The organism is Ruegeria sp. J8 (assembly GCF_056531925.1).
Genome location: NZ_JBQFMR010000001.1, coordinates 267,066 through 283,949 on the forward strand (window position 1 = coordinate 267,066; position 16,884 = coordinate 283,949).

Genomic DNA, 16,884 nt, shown 5'->3' on the forward strand with positions numbered 1-16,884 from the left:
TCCAATCGGTTTGGCCTGAACCTATTGAAGAAGTGTAAACTCCGATCGAGAACTGTGGATTATTCCGTTTAATTTTTAAATACTTAAGTCGCAATCGCAGTAACAACCTATGGTACTGATGGGCCGGAATCAGGGGAACAAACGGGGATCAGATCAATGCAAAAAGCCGGGCAATATCTTGAGCATCAGATTAATTCCGCACAAACCGAACTGAACGACAAAGCCGAGATCGTCTCTCACGTTACGCGCGGCGTTTCGATCCAAGAGGATCCGACCCGTAGCACTTTGCACACAGGGGAACGGGTCGAAGGAACGATAGACGAAAGGCTGCATCAAAACGGTGCACCTGAGAAAGCAGACATGCCTTCTGCGCGCGACGACTTCATCAGCGCCGAACGCTCGCTTCCTCAAGCACAGGCCGTCATTGATGGCCAGAAAACTGTGCAAACGCGCGCTGCTCCAGATGCACCTGAAGCACCCTCTTCTTTTTCAGGATCCGCCAATGAGCCTTTTTCGAAGCTCAACACCTCAAACACGGAGGGCTCTCCGACGGTTCCAGAAATTCCGGATGTTCCGCCAAGAATCGCTGCCCCGGTTTCCAGTGGTCCCAGCGCAGTGCCTCCTCCAGAACAGGAGGTTGACCTTGCGCCTGACGCGCTAAATCTGGACAACGCGACCGTCGCAGAGAATGCGTCTGGTGCAGCGATTGGCACCCTCACCGTCATTGATCCAAATAGCAGCGACGCGCATGAATTTACCGTCTCGGACGATCGGTTTGAAACTATAGATGGAGAGCTGCGAATAAAACCCGAAGTATCGCTGGACCATGAAGATGCAGCCCAGATCGAAGTGGACGTGACGGCCACAAACGCGCACGGGTTCAGCTTGACGCAAACCTTCACCATCGAGGTGCTGGATGTGAACGAAGGGCCCGAGGGCGTTTCGCTCAGCAATTCAACTGTGGCAGAAAATGCAGCCGGTGCCGTGGTTGGAGAGATTTCGGTGATTGATCCGGACAAGAGCGACAGCCACAGCTTCGAAGTCTCGGACGACCGTTTCGAAGTTGTTGATGGAAAGTTACGCCTCAAGCCTGAGGTGGACATTGACTTTGAGACCACCCAACAGATCGAGCTTGAGGTGACAGCTATCGACGCCGGCGGGCTGAGTGTTTCTGAAACCTTCGTAGTGGATATCCAAGACATCAACGAAGCCCCGGTCGACTTGTCCATTGGCAATGCAACAGACAATCTGGTCGCAAACGGAAGCTTTGAAGAATTCGACCTCGACCGTGGCAGATGGCGCGGCTTCGACAATGACGACTCTGGGGGATGGACCGACGCTCATGGCCTTGAAATCTGGGATAATCTATGGGGGACCAAGGCTTCACATGGGGACCAATTGTTGGAGTTGGACCACGCAAGGGGCGTCGACAGTATTTCCCAGACGATTGAGACTGAAGACGGGCAGCTTTACGATTTGGGCATTGACCTGCGAGAGCGCCTATCCGGTGGCACCGACACGGTCGAAGTATATTGGAACGGACAGTTGGTCGGCGAACTGGATCCACAATCGTCCGATTGGGAAACGTTCCAGCTTCAGGTGGTCGGCTCTGGCCAGGACACGCTGGAACTCCGTGAACCAGAAAGTCAAAATGACAGCTACGGCGCCCTGGTCGACAACATCACCCTGACAGAGGCTCAGCTTTCGGTCGCAGAAAATACCGAAGGCGCCATCGTTGGGTATCTGAGTTTCACTGATCCCGATGCAAATGACATACACCGGTTCGAAGTTTCGGATGATCGGTTCGAAGTGGTCGGCAACCAGTTGCGACTGAAGCCTGGTGTCGCCTTGGACTATGAAGTAGCAGCCTCGATTGACATCGATGTATCAGTGATCGACGCAGGTGGTTTAAGCCGAACCGAGACAATCTCGATCACTGTTGCCGACATGCCCGAGGCTGCAATCGCCAGCAGTCTGGCGTCAAAAAACAATTCCGCAAGTCAAAGCTACTCAAAAGCCAAAAACCGTGATCAGGAAGTCCAACGCTCTTTCGATGAAAGCGCGCCGACCACCGCTTTGGAAACAGGTCCAGACAACCGGCCGGAAGGAGAAAGTTCAGACGCGCCCGAAATTCAGGTCAGCGGAATTCTCTCAGCCGAAGAAGGTGGAACTATAGCTCTAAAAATCGACATAGCGGAAGCCAGTGAGCGCGCGACGATTTTGTTGGACGGCGCACCCGAAAACACTCTCTTCGTTAGTGGCGAAGCCTCATTGTTATCGGATGGAGAAGTGGTCAATTTGGATAGCAGGGACCTTTCGAGTTTGGAAATTTCCCCGCCCGCTGGATTCGAAGGTAGTATCAACCTCGAACTCGCAATCTCTGATCGCAACGATCCCGACTTAGTGGACAGAATAGAAATGCCGGTACAACTCACTGTCGGAGGATCAGAACCAGTGGGCGCGGAGTCCGAAAGAATGGATGCATCTGTACTCGCCGACGCGACGGAAACTGATATGGCCTCTCAACCTTGGGACATGGCACCGGAGGCTCAGGATATAGCCCAAGAAACAGATGTCCTGTCCGAGACAGTGACACTACCTGACAGCCCGCAAGTTTCGGCACTAGATACACAAGTCTATGAGCGTTTCGACTGGTGAAGTAATTTTGGGCCAAGGCTGATCCAAATGGACGGCCTAGTTGGATCGTATGATTTTCGGCAGATCAGTAAGTCCATGTCCTTTTGCAGGCCTGTTACGCGGTTCCAGGATGGGAAACTCTACGAAAAATTCGGTTCCGACGCCTAGTGTGCTGTAGTAGTCGATCGTGCCACCAAACTGTTCCACGATTTCCTTGGAAATGTTCATTCCAAGACCTGTACCTCCGGCGTGGCGTTCATCAGATGAATCAATCTGCGAAAAGCGGTCGAAAACTTTGTCTCGGCTTCCCTCGGGGATACCGATCCCCTGATCCTTTACAAAAATCCGCACGCGGCCGCCAACCTGCTTGTAGCCGACGGTGATCGAGCCACCATCGAAAGAGAACTTGGCAGCATTCGAAATTATATTGGTCAGCACCTGAATCAGGCGCGATGTATCCCCGCGTATTTGCAGATCGGCTTGGCCGTCGACATTCTCTTCAATCACTACGTTATGGGCACTGGCATAACCCAGATTGGCCGCAATGGCTTCTTGCACAAGAGGACGAACATCAATCGCAGTTTGCCGAAAGACCATCTCACCCGCTTCCATCTTCTGAATATCGAGTACGTCATTGATCAGCGACGCCAGCCGCTCACTGTTGCGCGCAGCCAGATCGACAAGTTTTTGCATCTTTTCAGGCACCTCGCCCATCGCGCCTGTGTTGATCAGGTCCAGCGATCCCTTGATAGAGGTCAGCGGCGTGCGCAATTCGTGACTAACCGTAGAAATGAACTGTGTCTTGGCGATATAGGCCGCCTTGGTACGTTCGTGCTCTTCCCTTAGTTTTTCAAGCTGCTCTAGATTTTTTCGATAAAGCTTAAGAAAGACCAACGAACAGTCGATCAAAAAGTACATCACGAAGACGACCGTGAAGAAATGCAGCCAAAGTTCCGACGACAGGTCGGGTTGTTCAATCCAGATATCGGTAACGACGATCACCATGAACGACACGCCATACATGGCCAGCCGCACGATCATGGCCCAGACGAACTGATGGTTGTTCATCGCCGCAAAAAGCGCGGCCGCAAACAGGAAGAACAAGGGGGTGAAGTGCCCCCCCGACGGCTGTTTGAACGCAACTGACACCGCATAGAGGCAAATGGCAGCGGCGCTTAGGATCGTGTTCAGCAATATCCACGCGACCATCATCGCAATCGCGCGCCGTTCATCGCGCCGCAGGCGCGCCACACGTTTAGCAAGATACAGGTCTTGCGCTTCGCATATCAGGATCGTGCCATAGAACAGGATCGCGTTGAGCGAGTCGAAGAAGAAGCCCGTCAGAATGGTCGTCGCCAGAAAAATCGCTTGCCGCTGCCAAAGCAGCGCAAAGCTCATGGCGGTGTAGTCTTTGATGTTCTGTAGCAGCTGATCGACAGGCTCTTCCGAGAGCTCGATCGGCGGTGTCGTTTCTGTGATCGTCATCACGTCGTCTTCAATTGTGGCACTGTTCTCCTTGAACTACAGGCACAATGAGGACGCAGTTGGTCCGAAATTGGTTCACAGTTTGGCAATAATCTCAAAACGCGATGTGTATTGTTAATAGTCACTGTTCTCATATCAGCATCAGTGACGGAGTCTAATATGACACAGTCCGGAAACACATGGCGGTAAGTTAACGATTTCATTGATTCTTTGCGTGTTTTGAAACTAAATGTTTCTGCCCAGGGGCCAATGAACCTGAAGGATGAGCAGCATGACCGCAATTGGTATGCAGGAAATGAGGCAGGCCGACGTGACACCGGTTTCGGCCCGACTGGCAGAAAAGCCCGTATCGTTGTTGCAATTCGCCCGATCAGCCGGGCGCAACATGCTTGAGGTTATCCCGATTGAGACGATTCAGCAGACCTATGTGCGTGGTCCGTTGAACATCCATTATATATGCGACCCCGAAATGGTGACCGAATTGCTTGTTGGCAAAGGCCGCCGTTTTCCAAAGGCCAAGTTCACAAAAGACATCATCGGCTCCGCCGTTGGCAATGGTCTGATCCTGTCCGAAGGTGAGAAATGGCGCAAACAACGACAGCGCTACTCGCCGCTTTTCGCGGCCCGGAACTTGCCTGTCTTGTCGCGCCACTTTGCCGAAACTGGCTCCGAGATCGCCGCGTCGTTAGCTGAGAACGAAGGTCCTGTGGACATAGCGCAGGTCGCACCGGCTTCGACGCTGACGAATATCTCTCGTGTGATCTTTTCCGGCAATGAAGAGGTCAGCTCCGAACAAATCCGCGTGGGTTTGATCGCCTATTTTAACTATATTTCCGATATCTCTCTGTTCGACCTGATGGGCCTGCCCAAATGGCTGCCCCGCCGCAAATGGCTGCGCAGCACCGCCCCCGTCACTACGATGCGCGATTTGGCACGCACTGTAATCGAGCAGCGCCGCGCCGAAGGCCGAGAGAAGCCGCAAGATTTCCTAGACCTGATGATCGACGCGCTTAAGGAAGACTTCGAAGATCTGGAAACCACGGTCGACAACCTGCTGACCTTTGTTGTCGCGGGGCATGAGACCTCGGCCAATGCGATGGCTTGGGGATACTACCTGCTGGCGCTCTACCCCGAGATGCAGCACAGAATCCGGGATGAGATTCGAACAGCCTGCCCTGAAGACAAAATCGAATTCTCGCATCTCGAACACATGCCGCTGTTGCGCGCGCATATCAAAGAGACGTTGCGCCTGTACCCTTCGGCTGCGTTTTTTGCGCGCGATGCTGAGGCAGCGGTGGAGATCAAAGGGATCAAGATCGAACCAGGTGACGCGTTGTTTTTCCCGGTCTATTCACTTCACCGCAATGAAAAGCTGTGGGAAGAGCCTGATCAGTACAGACCCCAACGCTTTTTGGGTGCTCCGCCTCCGCGTGGGCAATATATCCCCTTCGGTGATGGCCCTCGCATCTGTATTGGCGCGCAATATGCCGAGACCGAGATTATGGTTCTGATGGCGTCGGTTCTGCGAGACATTCATTTCTCGATGTCATCGGCTCCGATGCCCGAGCCGGTCCTGACGTTCACCATGCGCACCAGCGGTCCCATGATGTTGAACGCGGCCCGCGCCTGAGGCCCAAGCCTTACTTGCGGGCCAGATAGGTCTGGCTGCCGTACATCTCCTGCAAAACGGTCTCGAACAGGCTGGTACGTGGCCTGTCCATCTTCACCACGTTAGATTTGCTAGGCAGTTCTGCCTCGGGCGCTTCGACCTTGCGAAGGGCCACTTCCCGTTCCTGCACCTTTTCGATCGCGTTATTCATTGCTGAGAATGCCCCTGACTTGGAAATAGACCGCATGGCAATAGCGGCTCCTTTGACAGCCCGAACCGACCCCGAGACACCTCGGTCCGCCAGCATCGCGCCAAAAAGCTGGTTCAATTCTTCTTCGGCAGGCAGGTCGGATGCGGCCTCGCGGCCATGCACGACGACGAGAAACACGCCGCTACCCCGGTACGAGAACACTGCTTGCGATAGCTTGGTCGTCTTTTCGATGGAGCGTCCCAAATCGGAAATCGCACGGCGGAACGCACTGAAATCGTTAAGATCGAACCGGAAGTCAGCATCCTGAAGTTTGACGGCAACGACCCATGAATCGTACAGACATCCCCGCGAAAGTTGTTCGATGTAATTGTCGAACTCAACATATCGTAGGCACCGTTCGAGCCCGTCGATTGACAATGGATCATCAAAGCTGAACTGCTGTGTGCTGTCAAGTTCAGCCCGAAGGCTCTGCACCGAGGCCGAGCTGCGGCGCGCCTTGATACGTTCTTGCATCAAAAGATGCGCCGCGTTCATCCGGCTGCGCAGCTCGAAGAAATCAAACGGTTTGGTAACATAGTCGAACGCGCCTTCCAGAAACGCTTCTTCCACATGTTTTCTATCGCTCATCGCGGTCAGCATGATCGCCGGCGCATCGGCATGTTCGGGCATTTGTCGAATACGCCGCAGCAATTCGATTCCGTTAATACCGGGCATTTGAATATCCAGCAGGAAACAGTCAAACGGCGTTCCGGTGGCCTCGATCAGCGCCAGGGCTTCAGAGGCCGAGGATGCAGCTGAAATATCGCAATTCTCAAACTCGGCCAACGCGGCCTGCAACAGCTCCAGAATGCTGGGTTCATCATCAACCACCAAGACGCGCAGCTTGGTCTTTTGCAACGCGCGGATTTCCAGTTTCCGCTGGAACTGTTCACTGTCCGGGTTGGAGTGTTTCATGACTGGTAAACCGTTTTCAACTTGTTTAACGGTCCCAACCTATTGAACGACTAGGACAAAACCGCGGCGAAAACGGTAAAAAACGCCGCGAAACGTGTTCATTTCTGGGCCTTATTTTGTCAAAACCGGCCACTGGCCTCGCATCAAGTGACAAGGAACACGCAGGCCAACCCCGTGTTTAACATGCTTTCCAGCACCTTAACTGCGCTCTATGGCGATTGCCGATTGATATTGAACAAGACCGACTGGCTATAGGTCCCTTCGATCGAGAACTTCGCCCCAACCGGCGCGGCCCCTACCCCAAGCCGCCGCGACCAGCGCGCCCAGACTGACGGTACAATTCCAAGAATGCGCGTCGCTCCACCCTCGGCGGCTGTCACAGTCATTTGATAGAACAACTCTTGTTGCACGGCCATACGACGTGAGGACGGCACGCTGTCGGTGATGAAAAACCGCGATGCCTCCCAGACATTGGGGGCAACTGGAGCCTCGAAAAAAAGGACATCCGTTGGCATACCCGGCAAATTCCCCTGCTGCGCATCCCGCAACATATAGGAGTAAATCCCGCAGCGCGCGGTTGTCGGCAAAAGGCGCACGCCGCCCAGAACCTCGCCGAATTCATGCAGAACGACCCAGCGACAGGCGGGTGTGTCGTATTGATCGAACTCCATGCCATCTACCTGCCCGATCTGCCAGTTCAGGCGGTCGATGAAAATCGACTTGCGGGTTTCCAGATACTTGGACAGCAGCGTGCCATATTCATGCATGTTGCGAAAACTCATCGTCGTCGCACGAATCTCACCCAGCTTTTCCTGACGGGACGGCTGGCTTCGCTTGAGCGAAAACAACCGTCGCCGCGGCGCAGGCCTGGGCGCAGCCGCAGCGTCATTGGCAGGCTCAAGGTCCGGAAAAACTTTGGACGCCGGGTAGGCCTGCTCGTACTGGAGTGGTCGATCCATATTTTGCTCTTATTTTTGACACACTTATGCCAAGATGCCGGACACCAAGTCTACAACTTAGTGCTGTTCGCCTTATGATTGAAGCCCATGTGTGGCCAAATCACCTCCACCCTTCATTTTTGGCTGCTAAGTTTTAGCTTATTCGCCATTTTGTTTGATTTTTTTGTGGATTTCCTGCGCCAGATGCAGACAGTTAGCCGCTCACAACTCTTTGAACATAAGAGAATTTTCTGGGTTTTCCAACTAACTGGGTGGAACTTGGAGCGGCAAACATGAATTTTTCGCGATCACGACACGTCAACTCCGTTGCAACAGGGTGTAAAAGCTCCTGCCCGAGCGGTCGAAATGATTGGCAAATTCCATGTTGATCCTAATGTTCATTAAATCCGCGCTTAATGAAAAAATGATTAATCGGACACATAGGTGCCTCTGACCCGTCAATCTTTTGCCGTTTTTCTCGGACAGCCTGAACGCACCTGAAAATCCACTCGCCTGCCGTCCTTTGCCGGAAGTCTGCAAAGCAAAAGGATGGTTCGGTGGCAAAACCTGGTGATTTGTTATGCGTATACTTGCCGTAGACGACGACCCAAGCATTCTTGAGCTGTTGATCTGTGTATTGGGCGCCTTCGGTTATGAAGACGTGGTAACCGCACGCAGCGGTCAAGAGGCGATTAAAGTCCTGTCCGAAACGGATCAGGTATTCGACTGTCTGCTGCTTGATGTGCAAATGCCCGAGATGAACGGTATTACTTTGTGCGAAGAAGCGCGCAAACTGCCGGATTATCGCTTTACCCCAATTATCATGGTCACCGCCATGGTGCAGAAACAGTATATCGACGAAGCGTTCGAGGTTGGCGCCACGGACTATGTCACCAAACCGTTCGAGTTTGCCGACCTAAAACAGCGTCTTTCGGATGCGTATCGACTGGCTGCCGAACGGCGTGCCGCGATCGAAGTGCTCGAGGCGGATGTCTACGCGCAAAACGATTCCGAGGTGAATCCGAATTTCCGCCTGAGCGATCCGCTCTATTTCGGCGATCTGCCTGGCTGCATAGGTCTGGCCGAGTTCGAAAATTACGTGGTTCAACTGGCAACCATGCACGCCAGAACGTCCAAAATGCTGGCCATCAAGGTCAACGAAGTCGAAGAGATCTTCGGCCTCAGCACATCAACCGAATTCCGCGAGATCATGGCGGTTGCAGGCGAGGCGCTACTGACATCCTCCAAGGATGGCCGCAACTTCGCGACCTATTGGGGCAATGGTGTGTTCCTTCTGATTCACGACCGCAAAAAGGGCCTGAACGCGCAAGAACTGAGCTTGCGCCTGTCACGCCTGCCTGGCACCGACGCCGGAGAGCTTCTGGCTAATGCGGGTATATCATACCACGTCGGTGAGGACGTCTCGCTGAATGCTTCGTCGAAGATGGAAGCTCTGTTCCTGATCGACAAGGCTGTTGAACTTTCAGAAATTCAGGATGGCCCTTTGGTCAGGTTCGGCTGAACCCTTTCTTCTGAAACTGAAAAATCTCGCAAGGCCGGGCTGACCACAGGTTTGCCCGGCTTTTCGTCGTTCAATTCGACCAAGATGTATCATGAGTGGCGGTGCTGTCAGACGAATTCGAACCAGTCTCAGTTTGCCGCGGAAACCGCGAACCTATCCGGAACAAAGCTGACGCCACTCGCTAAGAGCGGCGGCGCGGGTCAGCTTGAAGGTGTCTCGACTGGCTAGCGATCTTTCCTGGTTGAAGTGATTGTAGACGGAGGAATGGACGGAGGCGAATTTCTGTAGACTTCGCATGCGCCTGAAACGCTGCATCGCGCGTTCGCGTCGTCGAAACGGCAGGTGTGAATTCTCGGCGAGGTTGTTGAGCCACCTGCCCGTCTGTTGTTTTTCGAACGCGCCTATTTCTCTGAGCGCAGCCTTGTAGGAAGCGAAGCGATCTGTGACGACCTCCTTGGCGCAACCGTGCCGTTTCATCAATTTCCTGAGAAATTTTAGTGCTGCAGCCTTGTTTCGGCGCTTGGTGACAACTGCTTCCAGCACTTCACCTTCGTGATCTACTGCACGCCACAGATAATGTCGCTTGCCATTCATCTTTACGAAAACCTCGTCCACGTGCCACTTCCATTTCGAGAACGCGCGCAGCTGCTGCACACGCTTCCGTCGGATCTCAGCTGCAAACATTGGACCAAACCTGTTCCACCAATATCGGACGGTTTCGTGGCTCACGTCGATGCCTCGCTCGTGCAACAGATCTTCGACATTTCGAAGCGAGAGCGGGAAACGGATGTACAGCATCACCGCAAGGCGGATGACCTCGGGACTGGTTTTGAAGTACTTGAAAGAGGCAGGTTTGGTCATGGCCAAAAGCTACGCAACCGTCCTGCCTGCCTCAAGACAAGTTCTTCTGACAAGACCAGCGCTAAGACGAGTTTTTCTGGCAAGTCGCTACCAATTATTCATCTTTTTCATAAACTATAAATGGCGTTCTCTTAGCGACTTTGTCGTACAGAACTCGACCGGGATAATTAAATTCTTGAGTTGTCCAGTAGGTGGTCGGAACACCGTCCTGCTTGGCGATCTGGAAGACAGTTTCGATTAGAGCTCGACCAACACCTTTTCCTCTAACCTGCTGATCAGCGAAGAGATCCATCAAATAACAGGTATCCTCCACCGACCACATGAACCTATGGTAAAGGTAGTGCGCTAGTCCAACCGGTTTCCCTTCTAACTCAGCGATGAGGCAATTGTATTCACCTGCATCTGTTGACAACAATCTGTTGAACGAAACCTCGTAGACTTCTTCTGAGACAGAGGTCTCGTAGAAATCCAAGTATGCCGTCCATAAGCGCCGCCACTCTTCGTTGTCTTTCAATTCAAGCGGACGGATGATTAAGCCTTCCGGCATGGGTGATTTCTCCTGCGTTCCCTTGAGTGCGTACAACCGAGATCGTCCAGCGCAGTCAAATCGGCTGCTGCCGGACATCCAGACGATCATGTCTAAGTGGAATGTCCTCATCCACTGCTTCGTCCAATTCCTGCGCGTATCGATGGCCTGAATAAACCGCTGCCGCAATTATCGCCGGAGCGTCGCAATCTCCTATGCGACGAAGGCTGAACGGCAAATCCTCGGAACTCGCCCGCCCCAGTAATCCCCTGTAGAGACCATCATTTGGCTTCCGAGCAGTAACCATCACTATGTTGGCAACCGGAACATTCACATTTGGACCGCCATAGGCGCACTCCAACTCTGCGATTTCGCCATCAAATTGCTTAAGCGACTTTGACGGCAGGACCTCGACCCCTAAGCGAAGCAAATGCGTTCTGATGCGCCAACGTTCGGACGTATTTCTTGCCCAGTCAGAAACACTGTCAAACGGTGTGACCAGCGTGACGGCATGTCCCTGCGTTCCGATTTTTTCAGCAACAACACTGGCCATGTAGTAGCCATCACCATCAAAAACGAGCGTTGGTCCAATGGGAAGATTCCCATCCATGATGTCATCGGGAGTAAAGACCCGACCTAAGGCTGACCCTTTTGCGACCGGGGCGAAACGTTCTTCGTCAAAATACTCTTTTCGCCAAGTCGCGCCGGTTGCGATCGCAACGTGGTCAGCATCGACGGCCAAGATATCGTCAACTGTCAGCGGGCTTTCACGGTAGATTTCAACGTTGGGCATCTCCATCACTTGCTGCTCGCGATAATCTTTGACGCGAATGTACTCGCTCATTCCAGGCAGAGCCGCTTCGCGCGAGACCCTGCCACCCAACTCACGAGTAGCTTCCGCCAATTGGACATCATACCCACGCACGCCAAGTGCCCGTGCCGCTTCCAGTCCGGCAGCGCCTGCCCCGACAATCAAGACGCGCGCATCTGAGGATTTCTTACGAATGATTTCAGGGTGCCAGCCTTTGCGCCACTCCTCTCCCATTGTTGGGTTCTGAGTGCATCGAATAGGTACCCCTATCGAGTCACTGGCGTAACAAACATTGCATCCGATACACTCGCGGATCGCGGACAAGCGTCCTTCTTCGATCTTCTTTGGAAGGTAAGGATCAGCGATTGAGGGGCGTGCAGCCCCAATGAAATCCGTAATCCCCCGCCTGACTTGCGAGACCATGGTATCAGGTGACGTGAAGCGACCAACGGTCACGACGGGCTTATCCGTCACGGACTTGACCCAATGCATATAGGGTTCAAGAGCAGCTTCTTTAGTAAAACGGGAGACACCCATCTCAACCGAGTAATCTGCGATGTTGATATCCCACAAATCCGGAAGATCGGAGAGCATCTCAAACATCTCTCGTCGCTCACCATAGATTGGCTGGCCATCCTCGCCGATCTCTTCGTCAGCCGAGAACCGAACGGCCACGGCGCACCGGTCGCCAACGGCGTCCTTGGTTTCCTGAATCAATTCTCGGGTGAGACGCACCCTATTTTCTAAGTTGCCACCATATTCGTCACCGCGCGTATTCACGCGCGGATGCAAAAAATTCGAGATCAGGTATCCGTGCGTTGCATAGACATAGACAACGTCAAATCCAGCGTCCCGTGCCCTAAATGCGGCCTTTCGATGCCAGCGGCGTAGATCCCGGATGTCCTGCTTGTCCATTGCACGGGTCTGAAAAGGGTGCCCTTTCGTATTGGGACGGCTGTCGACGTCCATGCTCGGCAACCGGGAAAACAAGTTGTTCGAGTTGGCGCCTCCGTACCAAAGCTCAGCACCTGCCAGGCTACCGTATTCGTGTACGGCATCGGTCATAAGTGTGTGCGCCCGAACATCACTTTCATCCCAAAGCGAAGCATAAGGATGCGGTAGGTCATCAGACGACGGGTGGATCGAGTTATACTCTGTGCATATGACGCCCCACCCCCCTTGCGCCTTCACTTTTCGCATTGCAGCAAGAGTACGCGGATATTGCCAACCCATACCTGTACAGTGCGGCACCTGATAGAACCGATTTGGCGCAGTAACTGGCCCGATTTGAACCGGTTCGAAAAGGATATCGTAGCGAGGGTCCCTATCCATTTTTTGATCCTTGGTTGGCTGCGCCATGCGCTGGCTGATCTTGTCTGGAGTGTCCGGTTTGAAAGCCGCTATGTTTCAACCACCGTTTTTGAACGCGGGCATTCGAAAGTGATCTGGGTAGACCTTGGCAAGAAAGGCGGCAATGTGATCCCGGGCAACCGAACGTTGAAAGTTCTCGGGATAGGTCAAAAGCTCCAACCAGATTCCGTCGTACAGAGATTCCAGAATATTGACGACTTGCCTTGGCGGCATGTCCTTGTATCCACCGTCTTCAGCAATCTCTGAACACAGTCTCAGTGCTACGTCGTACCGCTCCTGATCGATGTCATTGATCAGACTGCGATAGACTTCGCGCCGTCCTGCCTCTCCAAAAAACGCAAACCAAACAGCTAGCTTTTTTGGCGTGCAAATCTGAGGGTAAAAGTGCGCATCGACGATCGCCAACAATTTTTCAGGCGCTGACAATCCTGCATTGTCAAAGGCTTCCAACCACTGTTCGTGGTGTTCCTTTGCTAGAAACAGCAACGTTTCTTCCAGCAAGTTCTGCTTACTTTTGAAGTGGAAGTTGACGATGCCCAATGACAAACCTGCAATCTCGGTCACTGTGGACATGGTCGTTCCACCAATCCCGTTTTCGGCAATCGAGTCGATTGTCGCATCGATGAGTTGTTGTCTCCTCACCTCCTTGGACTCGGTACGACGCCGTCCCTCAGGGTTTGTTTTTTCGATTGGCGATTGTCTCACCAAAATGCATCCCATCTACTAAGCACTTCTTTTGTCTTGCCTGCCCCCAACAGCCGTTCTCACTCAGCGTGTGGACGATTGACATCTAAGCGATAGATGCCATTGATTGAACGATCATTCAATGGAAAAGAGAAAATGATGTGAAAACATCCGGACGTACGCAATCGCAGATCTAGAGTTCCGACCAAAAAGTGAAAACCGGATCGTGCACCAAAGAAATAACTCTACGATGCAAAGCCCCTAAAGGCTCAACGCGGCCTTCAATGGCGGCCCAAGCCGCGTCTGCCTGCGATTGATCCCTGAACTCTACAACAGCCATAAGCGTATGGTTGCGCAGCTCGTCGGTATCGTAGCCACTTGCGGGGATGCGCCTGCACAAAGGCGTACCCTCGGCGGCAAGGTCCGTCTTGATCAAGTGTTCGACAAACGCGTTCCACGCCTGCTCGAATGCATCGAGCTCGACGGTTGGTTTCAATTCGAATTGGTTCAAAAGTCTGGGCATTCGTCACATACTATCCGGCAAGTATCACGAGCCAAACCTACGTAGTTCCCCCCACAAGGCAAGCGCGAGGCCACTAGATGATCCGAAACGAAAACCCAGTCATTGCAAATAGCCTGTGGTCAGCAACAGCAGGCTATTCGTCAGAATGCACACAATTGGTTGGCGAACAGCACTCTGACGTGACCGTGATTGGCGCCGGGTTTACCGGGCTTTCGGCAGCACTTCACCTAGCCGAGAAAGGCGTCAAAGCTGTTGTCATCGATGCGCATCATCCGGGCTGGGGAGCTTCTGGACGTAATGGCGGTCAAATCAATGTAGGCCTAAAGGACGGGCCGACGGGCATCAAAACCAAATTTGGTGACATCTGGGGAACCAGAATGATCCGAATGGCCGGTGACGCCGCCGATCTTGTGTTTGACTTAATAACTCGGCACGGGATTGAGTGCGACGCAAATCGTCCTGGCTGGCTGCGCGCGGCGCATAGTAAAAAAACACTCAGTGAACTACACAAACTAGCCGAGGATTGGGACAACCACGGCGGGGGTATGGTATCGCTTGATCAAAGCGAAATGCAGCGACTGACCGGGACCGAAGCTTACCTTGGCGGCGTTCTGGATCGCCGCGGCGGTGTTTTGCACCCGTTAAACTATGCACTTGGGCTGGCCGAAGCAGGTCGCCGCAATGGCGTGCAAATTTTCGGTGGAACGCCTGCCAAGCAGGTTTTGTCAGAGGCCGGTCGCTTTCGGATTGAAACTCCCAAAGGAGCGGTTATCTCAGAAAAAGTGCTGATCTGTACGAACGCCTATTCTGGAGATCTGCATCCGCGCTTGGCTAAATCCGTTTTGCCCGTTCGTTCGGTCCAAGTCGCTACGGCGCCCCTGTCCGACAATGTCCGCCAGTCAATTCTGCCAGAAGGCAACGCTTTGTCAGACGCACGACGCCTGCTTCTGTACTTCAGGCAAGACGCGGAAGGTCGCTTTCTTATGGGAGGACGCGGTACCTACAACGACAAGTCCACTCTCAAACAAATTGAGCGGTTGAAACGCATTTCTGTTGAACTTTTCCCCCAATTATCTGGAGTTCAGTGGGAATACGAGTGGGGCGGCTTTGTTGCTTTGACTAAAGATCACTATCCGCATCTGCATGAGCTCGCACCAGGGATTGTGACAGGTTTGGGATACAATGGGCGCGGCGTTGCCATCGCCACGGCAATGGGGCGCGTCCTCGCCAAATGGGCGACTGGAACCAAATCAGACGAGCTGGAATTTCCTGTCACCCCTCTCAGACCACTGCCTTTTTCCTTCGCGAAAGAGACTCTGGTCGAAGCAGAAATCCTGCGCCTGAAACTCTTAGACAAGTTGGGCCTTTAGAAGGCCCGCAAACAGCGCCGCCTAGCGGTTTTGGGAGAAGAAGCGATAGGTCAACGCGATAGCGGCCAATGAGAGACCTGAGCCGTATCCGATCCAAACTCCGTTGGGACCGAACCCAAGCCAAAAGCCCAGCGCATATCCAAGCGGCAAAGCAAAGACCCAATAGGCAATCAGGGTAATGGCGACAGGAACATGATTGTCCATCATGCCCCGAAATGCGCCTAGCATTGTCCCTTGCACACCATCTGCAATCTGCATTGCTGCAACCACAAGGAACATTGATATCGCAAGAGAAACGACTTCTGGGTCATCGGAAAGGCTATTTGCCAAAGGGGCACGGCCAAACAAAATACCAGTGACGACCACGGTCATCCAACCAACGACGACCAACAGCGACGCTAAAACGATCGGATTCAACCTTTCTCTTTCATCGGCACCAATTGCTTGAGCTACGCGTATAGAAATCGCAATCGAAACGCCTAGTGGCACCATGTAAATGACGTCGCTGACTGCCGAAACGATTTGATGGGCGGCGAGCGCGGCGGCGCTGAACCAACCAAGCATAAGGCCGGCAACTGCGTAAGCGGCCCCCTCCCCCAAATAGCCAACGGAGATAATGAATCCTTCTTTGAGCTGCGCTTTAACCTCGGACCTGTCGAAACTCGCGGGCCTCAGAAGGCCTCTCTTACTTTTCCACACTCGCAAAATCACGAGCGCTATGATCAACGGCACTATCTGAGACAACAGACTTGCCATCCCGGCGCCGAGGAGACCCAGACCCGGCCAGCCACCAACTCCGTGGATCAAAACATAGTTTGAAGGGATGTTGAAACCGACCGCAAGAAACGCAAGACCAACGCCAATCCACGGATGGTTCATGGCGTCAAAGAGAGCCTTAAGCGTGTAGAAAACCGTGAAGGGCACCAAAAGAAGGCTCATCGCGATCCAGTACCCGCCTATTAGACTGACCACTTCAGGCGGCTGCCCAATCCAAGAGAGAGCAGGCTTAAGGCAGATCATTGCAACAGCGCCAACTGCCCCCACGACTAAGGAAACAAAAATTCCGGCGCTTGTTGCTGCTGCCAGCCCTTGGTCACTTGTTTTCCCAAAAGCTTCTGCCATGCGCACACTAATTGCGGACACAAAGCCGTAGAGCGCTGAATAGAAAATGATCAGCACCGAGGCCGTAATTGAGACCGCCGCCAGAGGAAGTGTGCCCAACGGGGCCACCATCACTGTGTCAACGACACCAATCAAAGCAGCAGCAGCAAGAGAAATGACTATCGGAAGAGCAAGCCGCGCAAGGTAACGCGCCTCTTTTAAGATCGCGCCCCAGGATGGCCGAGGCTGCTGCGATATCCGCACTCGCGTCATATTGCTGG

Annotated in this window: 13 protein-coding genes; 4 read left to right on the forward strand and 9 right to left on the reverse strand. The window is 53.2% G+C overall.

The genetic code is table 11. The annotated features are described in order from the left end of the window. The first annotated feature begins 156 nt into the window (after positions 1-156). On the forward strand, positions 157-2,658 hold the full coding sequence (locus ACR0L1_RS01315) for a cadherin repeat domain-containing protein (RefSeq protein ID WP_480856745.1): 2,502 nt from the start codon (positions 157-159) through the stop codon (positions 2,656-2,658). Between the two features lie 36 nt (positions 2,659-2,694). Here the strand turns inward: ACR0L1_RS01315 and ACR0L1_RS01320 are convergent, their stop codons facing one another. Further along, entirely contained in the window at positions 2,695-4,122 is a 1,428-nt protein-coding gene (locus ACR0L1_RS01320) for a sensor histidine kinase (protein WP_480856746.1), read from the reverse strand. A 271-nt stretch (positions 4,123-4,393) separates the two neighbouring features. Here ACR0L1_RS01320 and ACR0L1_RS01325 point away from each other — a divergent pair, with 271 nt between their 5' ends. Further along, complete coding sequence (locus ACR0L1_RS01325; protein ID WP_480856748.1) at positions 4,394-5,752, forward strand: cytochrome P450; 1,359 nt, start codon at positions 4,394-4,396, stop codon at positions 5,750-5,752. A gap of 10 nt (positions 5,753-5,762) precedes the next feature. On the opposite strand, the gene ACR0L1_RS01330 is transcribed toward ACR0L1_RS01325, so the two are convergent. Together ACR0L1_RS01330 and ACR0L1_RS01335 are read right to left on the reverse strand one after the other, a co-directional pair. Then, positions 5,763-6,896: a response regulator gene (locus tag ACR0L1_RS01330; RefSeq protein WP_480856750.1), complete on the reverse strand. Its 1,134-nt coding sequence runs from the start codon at positions 6,894-6,896 to the stop codon at positions 5,763-5,765. 209 nt (positions 6,897-7,105) lie between these two features. Then, entirely contained in the window at positions 7,106-7,855 is a 750-nt protein-coding gene (locus ACR0L1_RS01335; protein ID WP_480856752.1) for an acyl-homoserine-lactone synthase, read from the reverse strand. Between the two features lie 559 nt (positions 7,856-8,414). Here ACR0L1_RS01335 and ACR0L1_RS01340 point away from each other — a divergent pair. Then, a complete protein-coding gene (locus ACR0L1_RS01340; RefSeq protein WP_170769307.1) occupies positions 8,415-9,356 on the forward strand; it encodes a response regulator in 942 nt (313 codons plus the stop codon). 153 nt (positions 9,357-9,509) lie between these two features. Here ACR0L1_RS01340 and ACR0L1_RS01345 read toward each other — a convergent pair whose 3' ends face one another. From ACR0L1_RS01345 to ACR0L1_RS01365, 5 genes are all read right to left on the reverse strand, one after another. Continuing rightward, positions 9,510-10,217, reverse strand: coding sequence for an IS6 family transposase (locus ACR0L1_RS01345; RefSeq protein WP_480856754.1), 708 nt, complete (start codon positions 10,215-10,217; stop codon positions 9,510-9,512). 94 nt (positions 10,218-10,311) lie between these two features. Then, on the reverse strand, positions 10,312-10,764 hold the full coding sequence (locus ACR0L1_RS01350; RefSeq protein ID WP_170353132.1) for a GNAT family N-acetyltransferase: 453 nt from the start codon (positions 10,762-10,764) through the stop codon (positions 10,312-10,314). Between the two features lie 55 nt (positions 10,765-10,819). Continuing rightward, the gene (locus ACR0L1_RS01355; protein WP_480857156.1) at positions 10,820-12,886 is read right to left on the reverse strand and encodes an oxidoreductase; all 2,067 of its coding nucleotides are present in this window, start codon (positions 12,884-12,886) and stop codon (positions 10,820-10,822) included. Between the two features lie 75 nt (positions 12,887-12,961). Beyond that, positions 12,962-13,630 carry a TetR/AcrR family transcriptional regulator gene (locus ACR0L1_RS01360; protein WP_480857158.1) on the reverse strand — a complete coding sequence of 223 codons (669 nt, stop codon included), beginning with the start codon at positions 13,628-13,630 and terminating at the stop codon, positions 12,962-12,964. Positions 13,631-13,802: 172 nt separating this feature from the next. After that, on the reverse strand, positions 13,803-14,132 hold the full coding sequence (locus tag ACR0L1_RS01365; protein WP_170463965.1) for a DUF6614 family protein: 330 nt from the start codon (positions 14,130-14,132) through the stop codon (positions 13,803-13,805). Between the two features lie 77 nt (positions 14,133-14,209). On the opposite strand from ACR0L1_RS01365, the gene ACR0L1_RS01370 reads away from it, so the two are divergent. Continuing rightward, complete coding sequence (locus tag ACR0L1_RS01370) at positions 14,210-15,502, forward strand: NAD(P)/FAD-dependent oxidoreductase (protein WP_480856757.1); 1,293 nt, start codon at positions 14,210-14,212, stop codon at positions 15,500-15,502. 21 nt (positions 15,503-15,523) lie between these two features. Here ACR0L1_RS01370 and ACR0L1_RS01375 read toward each other — a convergent pair whose 3' ends face one another. Then, positions 15,524-16,876: an MATE family efflux transporter gene (locus ACR0L1_RS01375; RefSeq protein WP_480856758.1), complete on the reverse strand. Its 1,353-nt coding sequence runs from the start codon at positions 16,874-16,876 to the stop codon at positions 15,524-15,526. Positions 16,877-16,884: the final 8 nt, after the last annotated feature.

Bases quoted from the DNA above. Each gene is read 5' to 3' on its own strand.
- ACR0L1_RS01325 (WP_480856748.1), top strand. From the start codon at position 4,394: ATGACCGCAATTGGTATGCAGGAAATGAGGCAGGCCGACGTGACACCG.
- ACR0L1_RS01370 (WP_480856757.1), top strand. From the start codon at position 14,210: ATGATCCGAAACGAAAACCCAGTCATTGCAAATAGCCTGTGGTCAGCA.
- ACR0L1_RS01365 (WP_170463965.1), bottom strand. From the start codon at position 14,132: ATGCCCAGACTTTTGAACCAATTCGAATTGAAACCAACCGTCGAGCTC.
- ACR0L1_RS01330 (WP_480856750.1), bottom strand. From the start codon at position 6,896: ATGAAACACTCCAACCCGGACAGTGAACAGTTCCAGCGGAAACTGGAA.
- ACR0L1_RS01315 (WP_480856745.1), top strand. From the start codon at position 157: ATGCAAAAAGCCGGGCAATATCTTGAGCATCAGATTAATTCCGCACAA.
- ACR0L1_RS01375 (WP_480856758.1), bottom strand. From the start codon at position 16,876: ATGACGCGAGTGCGGATATCGCAGCAGCCTCGGCCATCCTGGGGCGCG.
- ACR0L1_RS01320 (WP_480856746.1), bottom strand. From the start codon at position 4,122: ATGACGATCACAGAAACGACACCGCCGATCGAGCTCTCGGAAGAGCCT.
- ACR0L1_RS01355 (WP_480857156.1), bottom strand. From the start codon at position 12,886: ATGGATAGGGACCCTCGCTACGATATCCTTTTCGAACCGGTTCAAATC.
- ACR0L1_RS01335 (WP_480856752.1), bottom strand. From the start codon at position 7,855: ATGGATCGACCACTCCAGTACGAGCAGGCCTACCCGGCGTCCAAAGTT.
- ACR0L1_RS01345 (WP_480856754.1), bottom strand. From the start codon at position 10,217: ATGACCAAACCTGCCTCTTTCAAGTACTTCAAAACCAGTCCCGAGGTC.
- ACR0L1_RS01340 (WP_170769307.1), top strand. From the start codon at position 8,415: ATGCGTATACTTGCCGTAGACGACGACCCAAGCATTCTTGAGCTGTTG.
- ACR0L1_RS01350 (WP_170353132.1), bottom strand. From the start codon at position 10,764: ATGCCGGAAGGCTTAATCATCCGTCCGCTTGAATTGAAAGACAACGAA.